Genomic DNA, 18,166 nt, shown 5'->3' with positions numbered 1-18,166 from the left:
GGGAAGAGCGCAACTTCATCGGCTCACCCCGCACGTTCCAGATTGTCGAGCAGTTCGTCTCCTGATCCTCCGGACAACGACATAGAGGGACGCTATGAGATTGAAGCGCTCCGTACCGAGGCTGACGGCGGGGGTGATCGCGGCCAGTCTGCTGTTCTTCGGCGGGCAGGTCGTCCCCGCCATTGCCGCGGGGGGACCGAATCTGGCGACCGACAAGGCGGTCTCGGCCAGTAGTACCGACGGCAGCAACACCGCTGCCCACCTCAACGACGGCGACCAGAACTCCTACTGGCAGAGCAAGAGCGGCACCCTTCCGCAGTGGGCGCAGGTGGACCTGGGCAAGGTCACCCGCGTCGACCAGGTGCAGCTCAAGGTGCCGGCCGGCTGGAGCGCCCGTACCGAGACCCTCTCGCTCCAGGCGAGCACGGACGGTACGAGCTTCGAAACGATCACCGGCTCGGCGAAGTACTCGTTCAAGCCGTCGTCGGGCAATACGGTCAAGATCTCCTTCCCGGCCTACCAGGCCCGGTTCGTGCGGGCGAACGTGACCGCCAACTCCGCGGGGAAGACGGCGCAGCTCTCCGAGCTGGCCGTCCAGCCGGCGGCGGCCTCGACCGTCAACCTCGCCGCGAACCGCCCGACCCTGGACTCCGGGCACGCCGACGTCTACACCTCGGGCAACGCGGTCGACGGCAATGCGAACACCTACTGGGAGAGCGCCAACAACGCCTTCCCGCAGACCCTCCGCGTCGACCTCGGCAGCGCCGTGCCGGTCAACCAGGTCGTGCTGAAGCTCCCGCCGGCCACCTCGTGGGCCACCAGGACGCAGACCCTCGCCGTCCAGGGCAGCACCGACGGGAACACCTTCTCGGACATCGTCGCCTCGGCGGGTTACGTCTTCAACCCGTCCAGCGCCAACACGGTGACGATCAACTTCAACAATGTGACGACCCGCTACGTCCGGCTGAACATCACCGGCAACACGGGCTGGCCGGCCGGCCAGATATCCGAGTTCGAGGTCTACGGGCCGACCACCGGTGACACCACCGCGCCGAGCGCCCCGTCGAACCTGGCCTACACCCAGCCGGCCTCCGGTCAGATCAAGCTGACCTGGAGCGCGGCGAGCGACAACGTGGGTGTCACGGGCTACGACATCTACGCCAACGGCGTGCTGCGCACGTCGGTGGCCGGGACCGTGCTGACGTACACCGACAGCCAGCCCGCCACTGCGACGGTCACCTACACCGTCAAGGCCAAGGACGCGGCCGGCAACCAGTCGGCGGCCAGCAACAGCGTGACGCGCACCGGTACCTCGGGTGACACCCAGGCGCCGACCACGCCGTCCAACCTGGCCTACACGCTGCCGGCCTCCGGTCAGATCAAGCTGACCTGGGGTGCCTCCAGCGACAACACCGCCGTCACCGGCTACGAGGTGTTCGCCAACGGCTCCCTGGTGACCACCACCGCGGGCAACGTGCTGACGTACACCGACAGCCAGCCGGACAGCGCGACCGTCTCCTACTACGTCCGGGCCAAGGACGCGGCGGGCAACGAGTCGGGCAACAGCAACACGGTGACCCGCAACGGCAGCACGCCCACCGGGGGCACCAACCAGGCGGTCGGCAAGCCGATCGTCGCCAACAACTCGGTGCTGAACTTCGTCGCGGCCAACGCCGACGACGACAGCACCTCGACGTACTGGGAAGGCAGCGGCTACCCCGGCACGCTGACCGTGTCCCTGGGCGCCAACGTGGACACCAGCTCCGTGGTGGTCAAGCTGAACCCCGACGGCTCCTGGGGCAACCGCACCCAGACCATCGCGGTCTCCGGCCGGGAGCAGAGCTCCACGACCTTCACCCAGCTGTCGCCCGCGACCGCGTACAACTTCAGCCCGACCACGGGCAACACGGTCACGATCCCGGTCTCCGGCCGGGTCGCCGACGTGCGCCTGACCTTCACCTCGAACACCGGAGCGGGCGGCGGACAGGTCGCCGAGTTCCAGGTCATCGGGGTTCCCGGTCCGAACCCGGACCTGACGGTCAGCGCCCTGACGGCGAGCCCCACGGCGCCGATCGAGACCGACCCGATCACGCTCAACGCGACGGTGAAGAACATCGGCACCAACGCGTCGGCGGCCACCAACGTCAACTTCTACCTGGGCACCGTGAAGGTCGGCACCGCGAGCGTCGGCGCCCTCGCGGCCGGCGCCAGCACCACGGCGTCGCTGAACATCGGCGCCAAGGACGCGGCCACCTACCAGCTGACCGCCAAGGTCGACGAGGCCAACACGGTCGTCGAGCAGAACGAGACCAACAACAGCTACACCAACCCGACCGGTCTCGTGGTCAAGCCGGTGGACACCTCCGACCTGGTCGCCGCGCCGGTCGGCTGGTCGCCGGGCAACCCTTCGGCGGGCAACAACGTCAACTTCACCGTGGCGGTCAAGAACCAGGGCACGGTCGCCTCGGCGAGCGGCGCCCACGGCATCACCCTGTCGATCCTCGACGCCACCAGCGGCAGCGTCGTCAAGACGCTGACCGGCACCTACACCGGCGCCCTCGCGCCCGGAGCCACCGGCGCGCCGGTGAGCCTGGGCAGCTGGACCGCGGTGAACGGCAAGTACACCGTCAAGACGGTGATCGCGGTCGACGCCAACGAGGTCTCGACCAAGCAGGCGAACAACACCAGCAACCTGTCCTTCTTCGTGGGTCGCGGCGCCAACATGCCGTACGACAACTACGAGGCCGAGGACGGCGTGCTCGGCGGAGGTGCGACGGTCCTCGGGCCGAACCGCACCATCGGCGACCCCGCCGGTGAGGCGTCGGGCCGCAAGGCGGTCAACCTGTCCGCCAACGGCTCCTCGGTGTCCTTCACCACGCGTGCCAGCACCAACACGCTGGTGACGCGCTTCAACATCCCCGACGGCACCGCGTCGACGACGCTGGACATCTACGTCGACGGATCGCTGCTGAAGACGATCACCCTCGGCTCGAAGTACGCGTGGCTCTACGGCGACGAGACCAGCCCCAACAACTCGCCCGGATCCGGTCCGCGCCACATCTACGACGAGGCCAACGTGCTGCTCGGGACCACCGTCCCGGCCGGCCACGTGATCAAGTTGCAGAAGGACGCGGCCAACACCGCCGCCTACTACAACATCGACTTCATCCAGCTGGAGCAGGCGACCGCGGTCGCCAACCCGGACCCGACGAAGTACGTCGTGCCGGCCGGCTTCACCCAGCAGGACGTGCAGAACGCGCTGGACACCGCGCGGCAGGACACCACCAAGCTCGGTGTCTACCTGCCCGCCGGTGACTACGCGACGGCCAACAAGTTCACCGTCTACGGCCGGGCGATCAAGGTCGTCGGAGCCGGTCCCTGGTTCACCCGGTTCTACACGCCGCAGACCCAGGAGAACACCGACGGCGGCTTCTCGCTGCAGTCCGGCTCGGACGGGTCGAGCTTCACCGGCTTCGGCTTCTTCGGCAACTACACCAGCCGTATCGACGGTCCCGGCAAGGTCTTCGACCTGACCGGAATCGCCAACCTCACCATCGACAACCTGTGGATCGAGCACACGATCTGCGGTGTCTGGGGTACGAACGTCGACAACTCGACGATCACCAACCTCCGGATCCGCGACACCTTCGCCGACGGTGTCAACCTCACCAACGGCAGCAGTGGCAACCTGGTCAGCAACGACGAGGCCAGGACGACCGGTGACGACAGCTTCGCGCTGTTCCCCGCCACCGACCACACCTCCGAGCAGGAACTGAACAACACCTTCCAGAACCTCACGGTCGAGACCACGTGGCGTGCCGCGGGTCTGGCCGTATACGGCGGCGGCGGCAACAAGTTCAGCAACCTGTACATCGCGGACACGCTGACCTACTCCGGAATCACCATCGGCTCGCTGCAGTTCGGCGGTATTCCGGCCAACGGGTTCGAGTCCTCACCGCAGACCACCTTCGACAACATCTCGCTGGTGCGCGACGGCGGTCACTTCTGGGGCGGTCAGACCTTCCCCGGACTGTGGATCTACTCGGCCGAGTTCAAGCTCCAGGGCCTGCGGATCAGCAACGTCGACATCTCGGACCCGACCTACTCCGGGATCATGTTCCAGACCAAGTGGAACGGCAGCACCTCGCTCAACCCGATCACGGACACGGTGTTCACCAACATCACCGTCACCGGCGCGCACAAGAGCGGTGACGCCTACGACGCCAAGTCCGGATTCGGTCTGTGGGCCAACCCGCAGCCCGAGTCGGGCCAGGGACCGGCGGTCGGTTCGGTCACCTTCAACGGCCTGCACGAGAGCGACAACGCGGTGGACATCCAGAACACCACGCCCAACTTCACCATCACGGTCAATCAGTAACCGTCCGGGAGGACAGGACCGCACACAAGTGAACTAGTGCCTGGGATGCGCCCGCGTTCGATTACTGAACGCGGGCGCATTCCGCATGGGGTGGGCGAGGCAACACGGCCCAGGTCGTATTCAGTTGGTGAACGACAGGTCTTGACTCGGCATTGGTCTAGTCCTACGGTCACCCTCGGGTGATGACAGTCACGTCGTCGTCCCTCGTTCATTCACCTGAATGTGACGGGCTTAGGCTGCCCGCTACCGGAAGGCCCCTCCCCCCATGAGAAAACCGCGTCTCCGGCTCAAGGCGCTCGGCGCCCTCATCGCCACCCCGGCGCTCGCCGCCGGCGTTCTGCTGGCCACCGGCGGTACCGCGCACGCGGCCGCCAACCCCGGCCCCGGCTTCCCCGCCCACTACGCGGCCCCCTACGCCGAGGTGTGGAACTCGCCGTCGGCGCTCGCCACGGTCAAGAACGCCACCGGGCTGAAGTACTTCACGCTGGCCTTCGTCATCGACGGCGGCGGCTGCAACGCCACCTTCAACGGCGACACCTCGATCACCGACGCGAGCTGGACCTCGGCCATCAACAGCCTGCGGTCCGGCGGCGGCGACGTCATCGCCTCCTTCGGCGGTGCGTCCGGCACGGAGATCGGCATCTCCTGTACGTCGGTGTCCGCGCTGGAGACCCAGTACAAGCGGGTCATCGACGGGCTGAACCTGACCCGGCTGGACTTCGACATCGAGGGCAGCGCGCTCAACAACACCGCCGCCAACGACCGGCGCAACCAGGCGCTGGCGGACCTGCAGTCGCAGTACGCGGCGGCCGGCAAGCGGCTCGACATCGACTACACCCTGCCGGTCGATCCGTCCGGCCTGGAGTCCAACTCGATCAGCCTTCTGAACAACGCCAAGAGCCACGGGCTGAACGTCAACCTCGTCAACATCATGACGATGGACTACGGCTCCGCGATGGACATGGGCAACGCCGCCATCAGCGCCGCCCAGGGGCTGCACACCCAGCTCGGCCAGATCTGGAACACCAAGACCTCGGCCCAGCTGTGGTCGATGGAGGGCAACACGCCGATGATCGGCGTGAACGACACCTCCAGCGAGGTGTTCTCCACCTCGGACGCCACGGACCTGACGAACTTCGCCAAGACCAACGGCATCCAGGAGCTGTCCTTCTGGTCGCTCGGCCGGGACAAGGCCTGTGCCACCAACGGCGGCTCCGCGCAGGACAACTGCAGCGGCACCTCGCAGTCGCAGTACCAGTTCTCCAGCATCGAGAACGGCATCACCGGCGGCACCACCACCCCGCCGCCGCCCACCGGCGGCACCGGGCCGATCCAGTCCGGCTACGCGGGCAAGTGCGTGGACGTGGCAGCGGCCAGCAGCGCCAACGGCACCGCCGTCCAGCTCTACGACTGCAACGGCACCACGGCGCAGAGCTGGACGGTAGGCGGTGACGGGACGCTGAAGGCGCTGGGCAAGTGCATGGACGTGGTCGCGGCGGGCACCGCCAACGGCACCAAGGTGGATCTGTACGACTGCAACGGCACCGGTTCCCAGGTGTGGCAGAAGTCGGGCAGCACGCTGGTCAACCCGCAGTCCGGCAAGTGCCTGGACGCCACCGGGCCCAGCTCGGCCAACGGCACCCGGCTGCAGATCTGGACCTGCGCCGGAGCCGCCAACCAGCAGTGGACGCTGCCTTCCTGAAGTCCGGCTGAGCGCCCGCCGAGGCGCTCCTGACGGTCTTCGCGACGTGCGACCGGTCCCGGGCGGGGGTGTTCATCACCCGCCCGGGACCGGTGGTCTTCCGCGCGGGCCGCACCGCGGCCCGCGCGGCTCAGCCCGCGTACACCTCGACGCGCGAGGCCTGGGCGGCCGGCCACCCGGTGTTGGCGGTGAACGTCACCCGAAGATAACGGGCGTTGACCGGCGGGAAGGTGATCGTGACGCTGTTGCCGGTCGCCGGGTTGAAGGCGTACGCGGCGGGCGACTTGGCGACCACCCAGCTGTTCGCGTCCAGGCTCGCCTGCACCCCGAAGGTCTCGGAGCGGGCGCCCCACGCGGCCGACGGCGGGAGCCCGACCACGATCCGCGAGACGAGCCGGGTGGAGCCCAGATCGATCTGGATCCACTGCGGGAAGGCGCCGTTGGTGCTCTCCCAGTAGGAGTTGGCGTCCCCGTCCACCACATTGCCCGGCCCGTAGCTCTGCACATAGCCGCTGGCCGTGGCCGCCTTGTGCAGCGCCAGGTCCGTGGTGGCCGGCGGCGGGCTGGTGGGCGGCGGGGTGGTGGTGGTCCCGGTGAACTGCTGCACCCAGTACAGCGTCCGGTCCAGGTAGGCGGTCTCCGCGGCGGCGCCGGTCCTGCCGTACGCGCCCACGAAGGTCTGGTAGCCGATCCCGGCGGGCGGGGCCGAGCTGGCCGGCTCGACCATCGTGCCCTCGTGCCACTCGTTGAAGGACGTGATCGACACCCAGGTGGGCTTGCCGCCGTTGGCCGGGGACAGCGCGCCGGACCAGATCCGGTCGTAGGTGCCGCCGTCGGCCCGCTGCAGGGTCGGCGTGGTGTTGCCCGGGACGGCCCGGTCGTCGATGTAACCGGGGCCCACCGAAGGGGCCCAGACGCGGCCGTTGGCCCGGCACCAGTCGGCGATGCCCTTCCAGCCGGTGAAGTCGGTGCCGACCGCGTAGTTGTAGAGGCCGCCGAAATAGGTCGCCTTGGACACGTCGGTGGTCTGGGTCAGCACGATGTTGGCCGAGTTGACCGCGGCCAGCGGAGACCAGTCGGTGATCAGCAGGCTCTGGAAGACGTAGAAGGCCGGCCGGTTGCCGTGCTTGGGGTCACGGAAGAACGCCGGGTGGGAGCCGTAGCGCGCGTTGATGTACTGGATGTCGGCCACCGTGGAGGCCGCGGTCCGGCCGCCGTACGGCTCCAGGTGGAAGGCGACCTTCACACCGTACTGGGCCGCGGTGTCGAGCAGCAGCGGCACCCGCTGGTCCTCGTAACCGCCCTGGCCCCACCAGCTGGTGGCGACCACGCCGACGCCGGCCTGGCGGATCCAGGTCATGTGCTGGGCGACCACCGCGCTGTCGCCGGAGTCGTAGGCACCCAGCTTCGGGTAGTAGTTCGAGGAGATGTCCAGCGGCGGCTGGCTGGAGCCCTGCGGCCAGTGCCGCCAGCTGCCGTACACCGACGGGCTGCCGTACCAGGGGTAGTAGAAGAAGTGCACATCGGTGGAGGCGGGCGGCAGCGTGTCGGCGTGCGCGGGACCGGCGCCGCGGGTCGCCGTCCAGCCCAGGCCCGCGGCGGCCGCGGCGCCGGCGCCGAGCGCGAGCAGCCGGCGCCGGCCGAGTTCGGCCGCCTGGGCGGGGGAGGCGGGGGACGGATTCGGGGTCACGAGGTCACGTCCTTGTGATCGTAGGGGGAGGTGGGGTCTCACCCGAGCGTCCAGAGACTACGAGGACTGCCGCAGCGAGTCCATGGGTCAGCGCAAATTAACGACGTTAACTCAGAAATTAAACGAACGAAACGCGACAAGAAGAAACGTGATCGCGGCAGATTCGCGCTCCAGTCGGTCCGCGCCCGGTCCGCGCCCCTTCCGCGCGAGCAATCGCACATCCGGGGGAAGAATGCCGAGCAGCAGGCCGCCGACCGGACGCACCTTCCCGGGCGCGGCACCGACCCTCGTCCAGGGAGCCCCATGAACAGCGCGGAACTGCTCGCCGACGCCTTCGGCCGGATCAAGGAGGAGGTGCACGGCGCGGTCGAGGGGCTGACCTCCGACGAACTCGCCGAGCGCCCCGGCCCCGACGCCAACTCGATCGCCTGGCTGGTCTGGCACCTCACCCGGATCCAGGACGACCATGTCGCCGACGTGGCCGGCCAGGAGCAGGTCTGGACCTCGCAGGGCTGGGAGGAGCGCTTCGCGCTGCCCTTCCAGGCCGGGGCCACCGGCTACGGCCACGACCCGTCCGAGGTGGCCGCGGTCACCGTCCAGGACCCGGCCCTGCTCACCGGCTACTACGACGCGGTGCACGAACGCACCCTGGCCTATCTGACCGATCTGACCGCGGACGATCTGGACCGCGTGGTGGACAAGCGCTGGAACCCGCCGGTGACCCTCGGGGTCCGGCTGGTCAGCGTGATCTGCGACGACCTCCAGCACGTCGGCCAGGCGGCCTTCCTGCGCGGGCTGCTGGCGCGGCGGTAGCCGGGCCGGGCCCCGGCGGCCCGGCGATCACAGCGGTGGGGCGAGGGGGTGCGCGGCGTCGGACGCGCGCCCCTCATGCCTCGGTGCCCGCTACGCGACGGGTACATGGCGATGCTAGGGTTACTTAACCTAAGTTAAGTAACTGCTCTCCTCCTGGTGGTGTGAACCGTCCCATGGCGACCGAAGACGCGACACGAATAGGGCGGCGGACACCGCGCATCGACGCGAACCACCCGCACTACAAGTGGGTGGCACTGTCCAACACGACGCTGGGCATGCTGATCGCCACGATCAACTCGTCCATCGTGCTGATCTCGCTGCCCGCGATCTTCACCGGTATCCGGCTCGACCCCCTCCAGCCCGGCAACGTCAGCTATCTCCTGTGGATGCTGATGGGCTACATGCTCGTCACCGCCGTGCTCGTGGTGACGCTCGGCCGCCTCGGCGACATCCTCGGCCGGGTCAAGATCTACAACGCCGGCTTCCTGATCTTCACCGTCACCTCGGTGATCCTGTCCGTCGACCCGATGCACGGCGGCGGCGGCGCGCTGTGGCTGATCGGCTGGCGCGTCGCCCAGGCCGTCGGCGGCTCGATGCTGATGGCCAACTCAGCCGCGATCATCACCGATGCCTTCCCGGCCCGCCAGCGCGGCATGGCGCTGGGCGTCAACATGGTGGCCGGTATCGCCGGCTCCTTCATCGGCCTGGTCCTCGGCGGCCTGCTGGCCGAGTGGAACTGGCGGTCGATCTTCTGGGTCAATGTGCCGATCGGCCTGGTCGGCACCGTCTGGGCCTACCGCTCGCTGCACGACACCGGCATCCGCCGCCCGGCGAGGATGGACTGGTGGGGCAACATCAGCTTCGCGGTCGGCCTGACCGCCCTGCTGGCCGGCATCACCTACGGCATCCAGCCCTACGGCGGCCACACCATGGGCTGGACGAACCCCTGGGTGCTGGCCGGCCTGATCGGCGGCGTCCTGATGCTGGTGGCGTTCTGCCTGATCGAGGCCAAGGTCGCCGAGCCGATGTTCCCGCTCGCGCTCTTCCGCAGCAAGACCTTCGCCGGCGGCAACGCTGCCACCCTGCTGGGCTCCATCGCCCGCGGCGGCCTGCAGTTCATGCTGATCATCTGGCTCCAGGGCATCTGGCTGCCGCTGCACGGCTACAACTACGCCGACACCCCGCTGTGGGCCGGCATCTATCTGCTGCCGCTGACCGTCGGCTTCCTCGCGGCCGGCCCGATCGCCGGCTACCTCTCCGACCGCTACGGCGCCCGGCTGTTCGCCGCCGCGGGCTTCGTGGTGATGGCGGCGTCTTTCGGCGGACTGCTGCTGCTCCCCACCGACTTCAGCTACTGGGTCTTCGCGCTGGTGATCTTCCTCAACGGCGTCGGCGGCGGTCTGTTCGCCGCGCCGAACACCTCGATCATCATGGCCAGCGTGCCGGCCGAGGCCCGGGGCGCCGCCTCCGGCATGCGGGCCACCTTCCAGAACGCCGGCATGGTGCTGTCCATCGGCGTGTTTTTCTCACTGATGGTGGCCGGCCTGGCCCGGTCGCTGCCCAGCACCCTCAGCTCCGGCCTGACCGCCCAGGGCGTGCCCGCCGCCAACGCCCACCAGGTCGCCACGCTGCCACCGGTGGGTACGCTGTTCGCGGCCTTCCTCGGCTACAACCCGATCCAGCAGCTGCTCGGCTCCGACCTGCTCGGTAAGCTTCCGGCAGTCAACGCGCACACGCTGACCGGCCGGGAGTTCTTCCCCCATCTGATCTCGGGGCCCTTCCACGACGGCCTGGTCGTGGTGTTCGGGCTGGCGATCGTGATGTCCCTGGTCGCGGCGGGCGCCTCGCTGATCCGCAGCCGTCCCGACCGCGGCGCCGCCGTCCAGGTCGGCGCGGCGGTGCCGGCCGGCCCGGCCGCCGCGACCGGTGGCGTCGGCACGACCACCAGCACCACTTCGGCCGGCACCTCGGCCGGCACTTCGGCTGGTACCGCCACCCCCGGCGGCGCCGGTCCGGAGAACTGACCGCACGGCACCGCGTACGGAGCACCCGTACGGCAGGCAAGGCACACAAGGAGGCCGCCCCGCCATGACCGCCAGGCCAGCCGGGCACGGGGCGCCCTCCGCCCCGCCGCCACCCGCCGCCATGCCCTCGTCGCCGGACGTGGCCCGGCTGCGGCTGCTCATCGCCCGGCTCTACCGCCAGATGGCCCAGGCCTCCGGCGACGACCTCAACCTCACCTTCGCGCAACTGTCCGCGCTGGCCAGGATCGAGGAGCACGGCCCGCTGCGGCTCGGTGAGCTGGCCGCCCACGAGCAGGTCGCGGCGCCCTCGCTGACCCGTACCGTCGGCCCGCTGGCCGCCGCCGGGCTGATCCGCAAGGAGCCCGACCCGTCCGACGGCCGGTCCTGGCTGGTCAGCATCGCCCCGGCGGGCGCCGATGTGCTGATACGGATCAGGCGCGAGCGCTCCGAACTGCTCGCCCGCCGGATGTCCCGGCTCACCCCCGAACAGAGCCGCACCCTGCGGGCCGCCCTGCCCGTACTGGAGCGACTGCTCACCGAGCCCGAGGACTGAATCAGCCGCCCGGGCCCGCGGGCCCGGGCCCGACCGTCAGGTCCTCGCCCTGGTGGCGCCCGGCTCCAGCGGGGGAGAGGAGAAGCCGCAGTTCGTCCGGCACTCCGGCAGCGCCCTCGGCGGCTGGTCGTCCTCCTCCCGCAGCGCCCCCGACGGGATCAGCAGCGCCGCCAGTACCGCGGCGATCACACACAGCCCGGCGCAGATGTACATCGCCTTGCCGAAGGCGCTGTTGACCGCGTGCGGCGAGCGGTAGGCCTGGCTGGACAGCCCGATCGCCAGCGGCAGCGCGGCCACCGCCAGCAACTGGGCCACCCGGGCGGCGGCGTTGTTCACGCCGCTGGCCACCCCGGAGTGGTTCACGTCCACCGAGGCCAGCACCGTCGCGGTCAGCGGGGCGACGATTATGCTCAGTCCGATCCCCTGCACCACCACCCCGGGCAGCACATCGGCGAAGTACCCCGAGGAGCTCGGCGACACCCGGGTGAGCAGCAGCAGCCCTGCGGCGGTGATCAGCGGCCCCACCGTCAGCAGCGGGCGCGGCCCGATCCGCTGCGCCAGCCCGCCGGCCGGCGCGGACAGCAGCAGCAACAGCACGGTCAGCGGCAGCGTGGCGACCCCCGCCCGCAGCGGGCTGTAGCCGGCCGCGATCTGCAACTGCACCGGCAGCAGGAAGAACACCCCGCCGATCGCCGCGTACAGCAGCAGGGTCACCAGGTTCATCGAGGTGAACAGCTTGGAGGAGAACACCGACAGCGGCAGCATCGGATGCTCCCGGCGCTGTTCGACCCGCACGAAGGCCACCCCGCAGGCCAGTCCGAGCGCCGCCGGTCCGATCAGCAGGACGAGGGAGGGATGCCCGGAGGCGGAGATCAGCGCGTAGGTGATCCCGGCCAGGCACAGCGCGGCCAGCGCCGCACCGGCCATGTCGAAGGAACCCGCCGCGTCACGGTCCCGGCTCTCGGGGACATGCCACTGGGCGATGGCGACCACCACCGCCGCGATCGGCACATTGATCAGGAAGATCCACCGCCAGCCGGGGCCGTCCACCAGATAGCCGCCGATGAAGGGTCCCACCGCGCCGGCGACCCCGCCCAGACCCGACCAGGCGCCCACCGCCTTCGCCCGGTCCTCGCGGCGGAAGGTGGACTGCACCAGCGCCAGCGAACCGGGCGTCAGCAGCGCGCCGCCCACGCCCTGCAGGGCGCGCGCCACGATCAGCATCGCGCTGTCCTGGGCGATGCCGCACAGCGAGGAGGCCAGCGCGAACCAGATCGCGCCGACCACGAACACCCTCCGCCGCCCGTAGCGGTCGCCCAGACCGCCGCCGAGCAGGATCAGCCCGGCCAGTGTCAGGAGATAGCCGTTGACCGTCCACTGCAAGGAGGCCAGCGTCGCGCCGAAGTCCTCACCGATCCGGGGGAGCGCGATGTTGACCACGGTGCCGTCCAGCAGCGCCATACCGGAGCCGAGCACGGAGCACGCCAGCACCCACCTGCCGCTCGCGGACGCCAGCCGTACGCCGTGGGAAGGGGGCAGATCCGCCGTGGCCATCACATCCGCCTCTCGTGCGACGGTCCGCGGTCCGGATGCCCGCCGAAGCGTCACCACCTTAGCGCCCGGCCGGTCGGCGGCGGCGAACTCGGCGCCGCGGGTTCGGGCGTGCCCCCGCGCCGCCGTGCCCCCCGCGCCACGATGGTCGCCGACACGTGAAAATGGGGAACGCTCAGGACACGCACACCGAGACCCGCACACCGAGACCCGCACACCCGAGACCCGCCACACCCAGACCCGTACACGCAGACACAAGGAGACGCGGATGCCGCACGAGCGTGCCGGAACACCGGCCCGGCCGGACGACCTGGTGGACGTCGCCCGACTGGTCACCGCCTACTACGCTCTGCACCCCGACCCCGGCGAGCCCGCCCAGCGGGTGGCCTTCGGCACCTCGGGACATCGCGGTTCGGCGCTGGCCACCGCTTTCAACGAGGACCACATCGTCGCCACCAGCCAGGCGATCTGCGACTACCGGGACCGGCAGAACACCACCGGCCCGCTGTTCCTCGGCGCCGACACGCACGCGCTGTCCGAACCGGCCAGGGTCACCGCGCTGGAGGTGTTCGCCGCCAACGGCGTCACCGTGCTGATCGACGAGAGCGACGGCTACACGCCGACCCCGGCCGTCTCGCACGCGATCCTCGCCCACAACCGGGGGCGCGCCGACGCCTTCGCGGACGGCGTGGTCGTCACCCCCTCGCACAACCCGCCGGCCGACGGCGGCTTCAAGTACAACCCGCCGAGCGGCGGACCGGCCGCCTCGGACGCCACCGGCTGGATCCAGGACCGCGCCAACGCGCTGATCGCCGACGGCCTCAAGAACGTCCGGCGCGTCCCGTACCGCCAGGCGCTGGCCGCCGACACCACCGGCCGCTACGACTTCCTGGGCAGCTATGTGAACGATCTGCCGTCGGTGCTCGACCTGGAGGCGGTGCGCAACTCCGGCCTCACCATCGGCGCCGACCCGCTCGGCGGCGCCTCGGTGGACTACTGGGGGCGGATCGCCGAGACGCACCGGCTCGATCTGACCGTGGTCAATCCGTACACCGACCCCACCTGGCGGTTCATGACGCTGGACTGGGACGGCAAGATCCGGATGGACTGCTCGTCGCCGTACGCGATGGCGTCGCTGATCGCCCGCAAGGACGAGTACGGCATCGCGACCGGCAACGACGCGGACGCCGACCGGCACGGCATCGTCACCCCCGACGCCGGACTGATGAACCCCAACCACTACCTCGCGGTCGCCATCTCCTACCTGATCGGGCACCGCGAGCAGTGGGGGCCGGAACTGGCCGTCGGCAAGACCCTGGTGTCCTCCTCGATGATCGACAAGGTCGTCGCGGGGCTCGGCCGCCCGCTCACCGAAGTCCCGGTCGGCTTCAAGTGGTTCGTGGACGGACTGCTCGGCGGCACCCTCGCCTTCGGCGGCGAGGAGTCGGCCGGCGGCTCCTTCCTGCGGCGCGACGGCAGCGTGTGGACCACCGACAAGGACGGCATCCTGCTGGCCCTGCTCGCCGCCGAGATCACCGCGGTCACCGGCCGCACCCCCTCCGCCCACTACGCCGACCTGACCGGCGAGTTCGGCGCGCCCGCCTACGCCCGGACCGACGCTCCCGCCGACCGCGAGCAGAAGGCGCTGCTCGCCAAGCTGTCGCCCGAGCAGGTGCCGGCCGAGGAACTGGCCGGGGAGCGGGTGACCGCCGTGCTCACCACGGCGCCCGGCAACGGCGCCGCGCTCGGCGGCATCAAGGTCTGCACCGAGAACGCCTGGTTCGCGGCCCGCCCGTCCGGCACCGAGGACGTCTACAAGGTCTACGCCGAGTCCTTCCTGGGCGAGGACCACCTGGCCAAGGTGCAGCAGGAGGCGCAGGCGATGGTCTCGGGGGTGCTGAACGCCTGATCCCGGCCGTGGTGCCCGGACCCTACGGGCCCGCTTGTCGCTCCGGGTCCCGGCCGGTGGTCCACCGGCCGGGACCCGGAGCGCGGCCCACCACCGATCACGCCAGCTGGGCGGCCTGCAGTCCCGCGTAGGCGCCGCCGCTGCCCAGCAGCTCGGCGTGCGACCCGATCTCCGCTATCCGGCCCTCGTCCAGCACCACGATCCGGTCCGCGTTCCTGATGGTGGACAGCCGGTGGGCCACGACGAAGACGGTCCGGCCGCGTACCAGCCGGGTCAGCGCCTGCTGGACCAGCGCCTCCGAACGGGAGTCCAGCGCCGAGGTGGCCTCGTCCAGGATCAGCACCCGCGGATCGCGGATCAGCGCCCGGGCGATCGCCAGCCGCTGCTTCTGGCCGCCGGACAGCCGGGCGCCGCGCTCCCCGACCACGGTGTCCAGGCACAGCGGCAGCCGGTCGATGAACTCCAGCGCGTTGGCGTCGCGCAGCGCGTCGCGCACCGCCTCCTCCGGCACGTCCGTCATGCCGTAGGTGACGTTCTCCCGGATGCTGCCCTCGAACAGGATCGACTCCTGCGGCACCACCGACAGCCAGCTGCGGTAGTCGCGCAGGTCCAGGGTCTCCATGTCCACGCCGTCGAGCAGTATCCGCCCCCGGGTGGGCCGCAGGAAGCCGATCACCAGGTTGAGCACGGTGGACTTGCCCGCACCCGAGCCGCCGACCAGCGCGATCGTCTCGCCGGGCCGGACATCCAGCTCGAAGTCGATCAGGGAGGGCAGTTCGCTCTCCGGGTAGGTGTGACCGACGCCGCGGAACTCGAAGCGGCCCACCACACCGGTCACTTCGGCCTTGCCGTCGTTCTGCTCCAGGTCCGGCGCCTGGAGCACCTCGCCGATCGAGCGCACCGACTCCAGTCCCTTGCCGATCTGCGGGGTCAAGGTGAGCAGCGTGGTGACCGAGGCGGTCAGGCTGGAGAAGTAGGCGCTGAGCATCACCACGGTGCCGGGGCTGACGTTCAGCCAGCCGTAGTACGCGACCAGCGCCGAGCCCGACAGGCAGGCGACCCCGATGGCGTTGAGCAGGATCCAGGCGATCGAGCCGAACCAGCCGTTGAGCCGGTCCAGCCGCAGCCCGGCGTGCAGCACCTCGCCGAGGGTGCGGTCCACCCGGTGCAGCGCGGTGTTCTCCAGGCCGTGCGCCCGGGTGATCGGGATCAGGGTCGTCATCTCGCTGACCCGGGAGGACAGCATCTCCACCTGCTGGCGGAACGATTCGTTGTGGTCCCGCAGCCGGCGGCGCAGCTTCACCACCAGCATCGCCGAGGCCGGCACGACCACCAGGAAGACCGGCAGGAAGGCCGGGGCCTGGACGCCGATGACCACCAGCCCGCCGGAGAGGGTGGCGACGGCGGCCAAGCCGTTGTCGGCGGTCTGCTGGGCGGCGGTCTCGATGCTCTCGACGTCCCTGATCACCTTGGCCTGCAGCACTCCCGCGCTGACCCGGGAGTGGTAGCCGATGGAGAGCTGTTGCATCCGCTGGCACAGCGCGGTGCGCAGCCGGGTGCCCGTCCGGCGTATCGAGCCCTGCATGCACCGCACATAGGCCAGGTGCAGGGGCAGATTGAGCAGCAGGATCACCAGCAGGATCGCGGAGTTCCACCACAGGACGGAGATCGGCCGGTGCTGGACCACGACATCCACCACATTGGCGGTGATCAGAGGCAGCAGCCACACCGGGGTGTGCTTGCCGAAGAAGGCGAGCACGGCCAGCGCGACCCGGCGCCGGTCGGGATGGAAGAGGTAGCGGAGAGTACGGACGGGGTGCTCGCCACGGTAGCGGTGGCTGAGCGTGCCTTCCGGCAACGCCATTGCGGGGCTCCTCGAGTCACGGCTTCGCGACACCAACGGCGATATGAGCCGTATGAGCGATATCGGCGATACGACGGCACACGAACGCGCCGGTCGCCGAGGCACGTTGACGCGCGCCCTTGCGCCGGTACGTTCATGTGTACGCATACACCTTAGAGGCCGGGCGCCCCGCAGTGCCCGGTCCGGACGGTGTCGCCGCTGGTGGGAGGGCCACGGATAACGGCTTGACCGGTTCGGCGAAGCTCTCCGGGTGGCCCCCCGGCAGCCGTTCGGCGGTCCTCAGCCGCTCTTCACGAGGCCTTCCGACGGGACCTCCGGAAGAGCACGGCGCCGCCGAGCAGCAGGGCGGCACCGCCCGCGGCCGTCCATCCCATGCCGTCGGAACCGGTGTGCGCCAGCGCGGGCTGGTGGCTTTCGGCCGCCGGGGTGGTCTTCCCCGGCACCGGGTCCGGCGCTTCGTTGGGCGGCGCGGGGACCGGCTGGTGGGCGGGCGGCGGCGGAGGGGTGTGCACCCCGCCGTTCACCGCGGTGTTGCCGAAGGCCGGATTGCCGATGCCCACCACATTCACCGAGTTGCCCGACACATTGACCGGGAGGTGGATCGGGAGCCCCAGCGAATTCCCGGCCAGGACGCCCGGTGAGCCGCCGCTCTCGGCGAGGGCGTGGGCCCCGTCACCGGTGTCGCGGGCGGCGAGCGGGCCGGCGCTCAGGAGCGAACTCCCCTTGCGGGGGCCGCCGGGGTCCACCAGGGAGCTGGCCGCCGGGTGCCGCGCCGGGCGGGCGGCGGCAGCCGTCCGGGCGCCGCGTGGCCGTGAAGAGGCCGTCGAGTGGGAGGTGTTGGCGCAGCTGTTGCCCAGCGCGGGGTTCAGCAGGCCGATGACATTGATCGTATTGCCGCATACGTTCAGCGGGATGTCGACCGGTGCCTGGACGGTGTTGCCCGACAGAACCCCCGGCGAACCCGCGCTCCCGCCCTCGGCCGCCGAATCCGCCTGGGCGTAGCCCGCCGAGGCCAGCACGCCACCGGCGACCATCGCGGTGACGAGTCCCTTTCGGGCGACCCTGTTCATACGCTTCCTGCCTTCCGGAATGTTCGCACGGACCGTACGTCCGCATCCGGAACAACGCGTCAGGGGGCCAATCAGGTAATGCCGACTGCCGAATTCATCCCAATGGGTGACCGGCCGCTGGCACTCCGCCCGATGGCTCGATAGGGGCTGTGAGCAGGCCGTTCCCGGGAATTCCAGGTCCGCGGGGCGTGGTGTCCCGGCGAAGTGCCCGGGGCTCCCCGGAGGTTGGTCGAACGCCGGGCCGACGGCGGACCGTCAGGCCGCCGCGCCGCACTCGAGCGCGTCGCCGGCCCTGAACGCGGACCGCTCCATGTGGTCGTGGGCCGCGGCGAGCGCCGGGCCGATCTCCCGGGTGCCGGTGGACACGCACAAGGTGTAGACGGTGTCCTGCAACTGCTGCCGCACACGCGGGTCGACGCCGGCGCCGTCCTCCGTGTCATCGGCACCGTACTGACCGGCGAGCGCGCGGAGCGCCTCGTAACGCTCCACCAGGGTCCGCAGCACAGTCGGGTGGGCCATCAGCATCGTCGTACTCCTCGGTGTTCGGCGAAGTCGAGATCCGTCTGCCCGGCTTCTTCCGATGCATGCGCGCTGCATCGGAAAAAGTCCGGG

General features: G+C 70.2%; 11 protein-coding genes. 6 read left to right on the top strand and 5 right to left on the bottom strand.

Features of this window, described 5'->3' with window-relative positions:
• The first annotated feature begins 94 nt into the window (after window positions 1–94).
• Window positions 95–4,378 (top strand): discoidin domain-containing protein, encoded by a 4,284-nt coding sequence (locus ACFO3J_RS10655; protein WP_386428473.1) that lies wholly within the window; start codon window positions 95–97, stop codon window positions 4,376–4,378.
• 265 nt (window positions 4,379–4,643) lie between these two features.
• On the top strand, window positions 4,644–6,080 hold the full coding sequence (locus ACFO3J_RS10650; protein ID WP_386428470.1) for a ricin-type beta-trefoil lectin domain protein: 1,437 nt from the start codon (window positions 4,644–4,646) through the stop codon (window positions 6,078–6,080).
• Window positions 6,081–6,210: 130 nt separating this feature from the next.
• Here ACFO3J_RS10650 and ACFO3J_RS10645 read toward each other — a convergent pair whose 3' ends face one another.
• Complete coding sequence (locus ACFO3J_RS10645; RefSeq protein ID WP_386428468.1) at window positions 6,211–7,770, bottom strand: discoidin domain-containing protein; 1,560 nt, start codon at window positions 7,768–7,770, stop codon at window positions 6,211–6,213.
• A gap of 303 nt (window positions 7,771–8,073) precedes the next feature.
• On the opposite strand from ACFO3J_RS10645, the gene ACFO3J_RS10640 reads away from it, so the two are divergent.
• The 3 genes from ACFO3J_RS10640 to ACFO3J_RS10630 all read left to right on the top strand — a co-directional run bounded on the left by ACFO3J_RS10640 (window position 8,074) and on the right by ACFO3J_RS10630 (window position 11,160).
• Window positions 8,074–8,583: a mycothiol transferase gene (locus tag ACFO3J_RS10640; protein ID WP_386428466.1), complete on the top strand. Its 510-nt coding sequence runs from the start codon at window positions 8,074–8,076 to the stop codon at window positions 8,581–8,583.
• 173 nt (window positions 8,584–8,756) lie between these two features.
• Window positions 8,757–10,607 (top strand): MFS transporter, encoded by a 1,851-nt coding sequence (locus ACFO3J_RS10635; RefSeq protein WP_386428465.1) that lies wholly within the window; start codon window positions 8,757–8,759, stop codon window positions 10,605–10,607.
• A gap of 64 nt (window positions 10,608–10,671) precedes the next feature.
• Entirely contained in the window at window positions 10,672–11,160 is a 489-nt protein-coding gene (locus ACFO3J_RS10630) for a MarR family winged helix-turn-helix transcriptional regulator (RefSeq protein WP_386428464.1), read from the top strand.
• Between the two features lie 36 nt (window positions 11,161–11,196).
• Here ACFO3J_RS10630 and ACFO3J_RS10625 read toward each other — a convergent pair whose 3' ends face one another.
• Window positions 11,197–12,714 (bottom strand): MFS transporter, encoded by a 1,518-nt coding sequence (locus ACFO3J_RS10625; RefSeq protein WP_386428462.1) that lies wholly within the window; start codon window positions 12,712–12,714, stop codon window positions 11,197–11,199.
• 265 nt (window positions 12,715–12,979) lie between these two features.
• Here ACFO3J_RS10625 and pgm point away from each other — a divergent pair, with 265 nt between their 5' ends.
• Window positions 12,980–14,620: a phosphoglucomutase (alpha-D-glucose-1,6-bisphosphate-dependent) gene (gene pgm / locus ACFO3J_RS10620; protein WP_386428461.1), complete on the top strand. Its 1,641-nt coding sequence runs from the start codon at window positions 12,980–12,982 to the stop codon at window positions 14,618–14,620.
• 97 nt (window positions 14,621–14,717) lie between these two features.
• On the opposite strand, the gene ACFO3J_RS10615 is transcribed toward pgm, so the two are convergent.
• The 3 genes from ACFO3J_RS10615 to ACFO3J_RS10605 form a co-directional block, all read right to left on the bottom strand.
• Complete coding sequence (locus ACFO3J_RS10615) at window positions 14,718–16,484, bottom strand: ABC transporter ATP-binding protein (RefSeq protein WP_386428459.1); 1,767 nt, start codon at window positions 16,482–16,484, stop codon at window positions 14,718–14,720.
• Window positions 16,485–16,774: 290 nt separating this feature from the next.
• On the bottom strand, window positions 16,775–17,554 hold the full coding sequence (locus tag ACFO3J_RS10610; RefSeq protein WP_386428457.1) for a chaplin: 780 nt from the start codon (window positions 17,552–17,554) through the stop codon (window positions 16,775–16,777).
• A gap of 255 nt (window positions 17,555–17,809) precedes the next feature.
• Window positions 17,810–18,073 carry a DUF5133 domain-containing protein gene (locus tag ACFO3J_RS10605; RefSeq protein WP_386428455.1) on the bottom strand — a complete coding sequence of 88 codons (264 nt, stop codon included), beginning with the start codon at window positions 18,071–18,073 and terminating at the stop codon, window positions 17,810–17,812.
• Window positions 18,074–18,166: the final 93 nt, after the last annotated feature.

Source organism: Streptomyces polygonati (assembly GCF_042650325.1).
GTDB classification, from domain to species: Bacteria; Actinomycetota; Actinomycetes; order Streptomycetales; family Streptomycetaceae; genus Actinacidiphila; species Actinacidiphila polygonati.
Note: the sequence above shows the minus strand (reverse complement) of the source record. Positions and strands in the feature narration are given on the sequence as shown.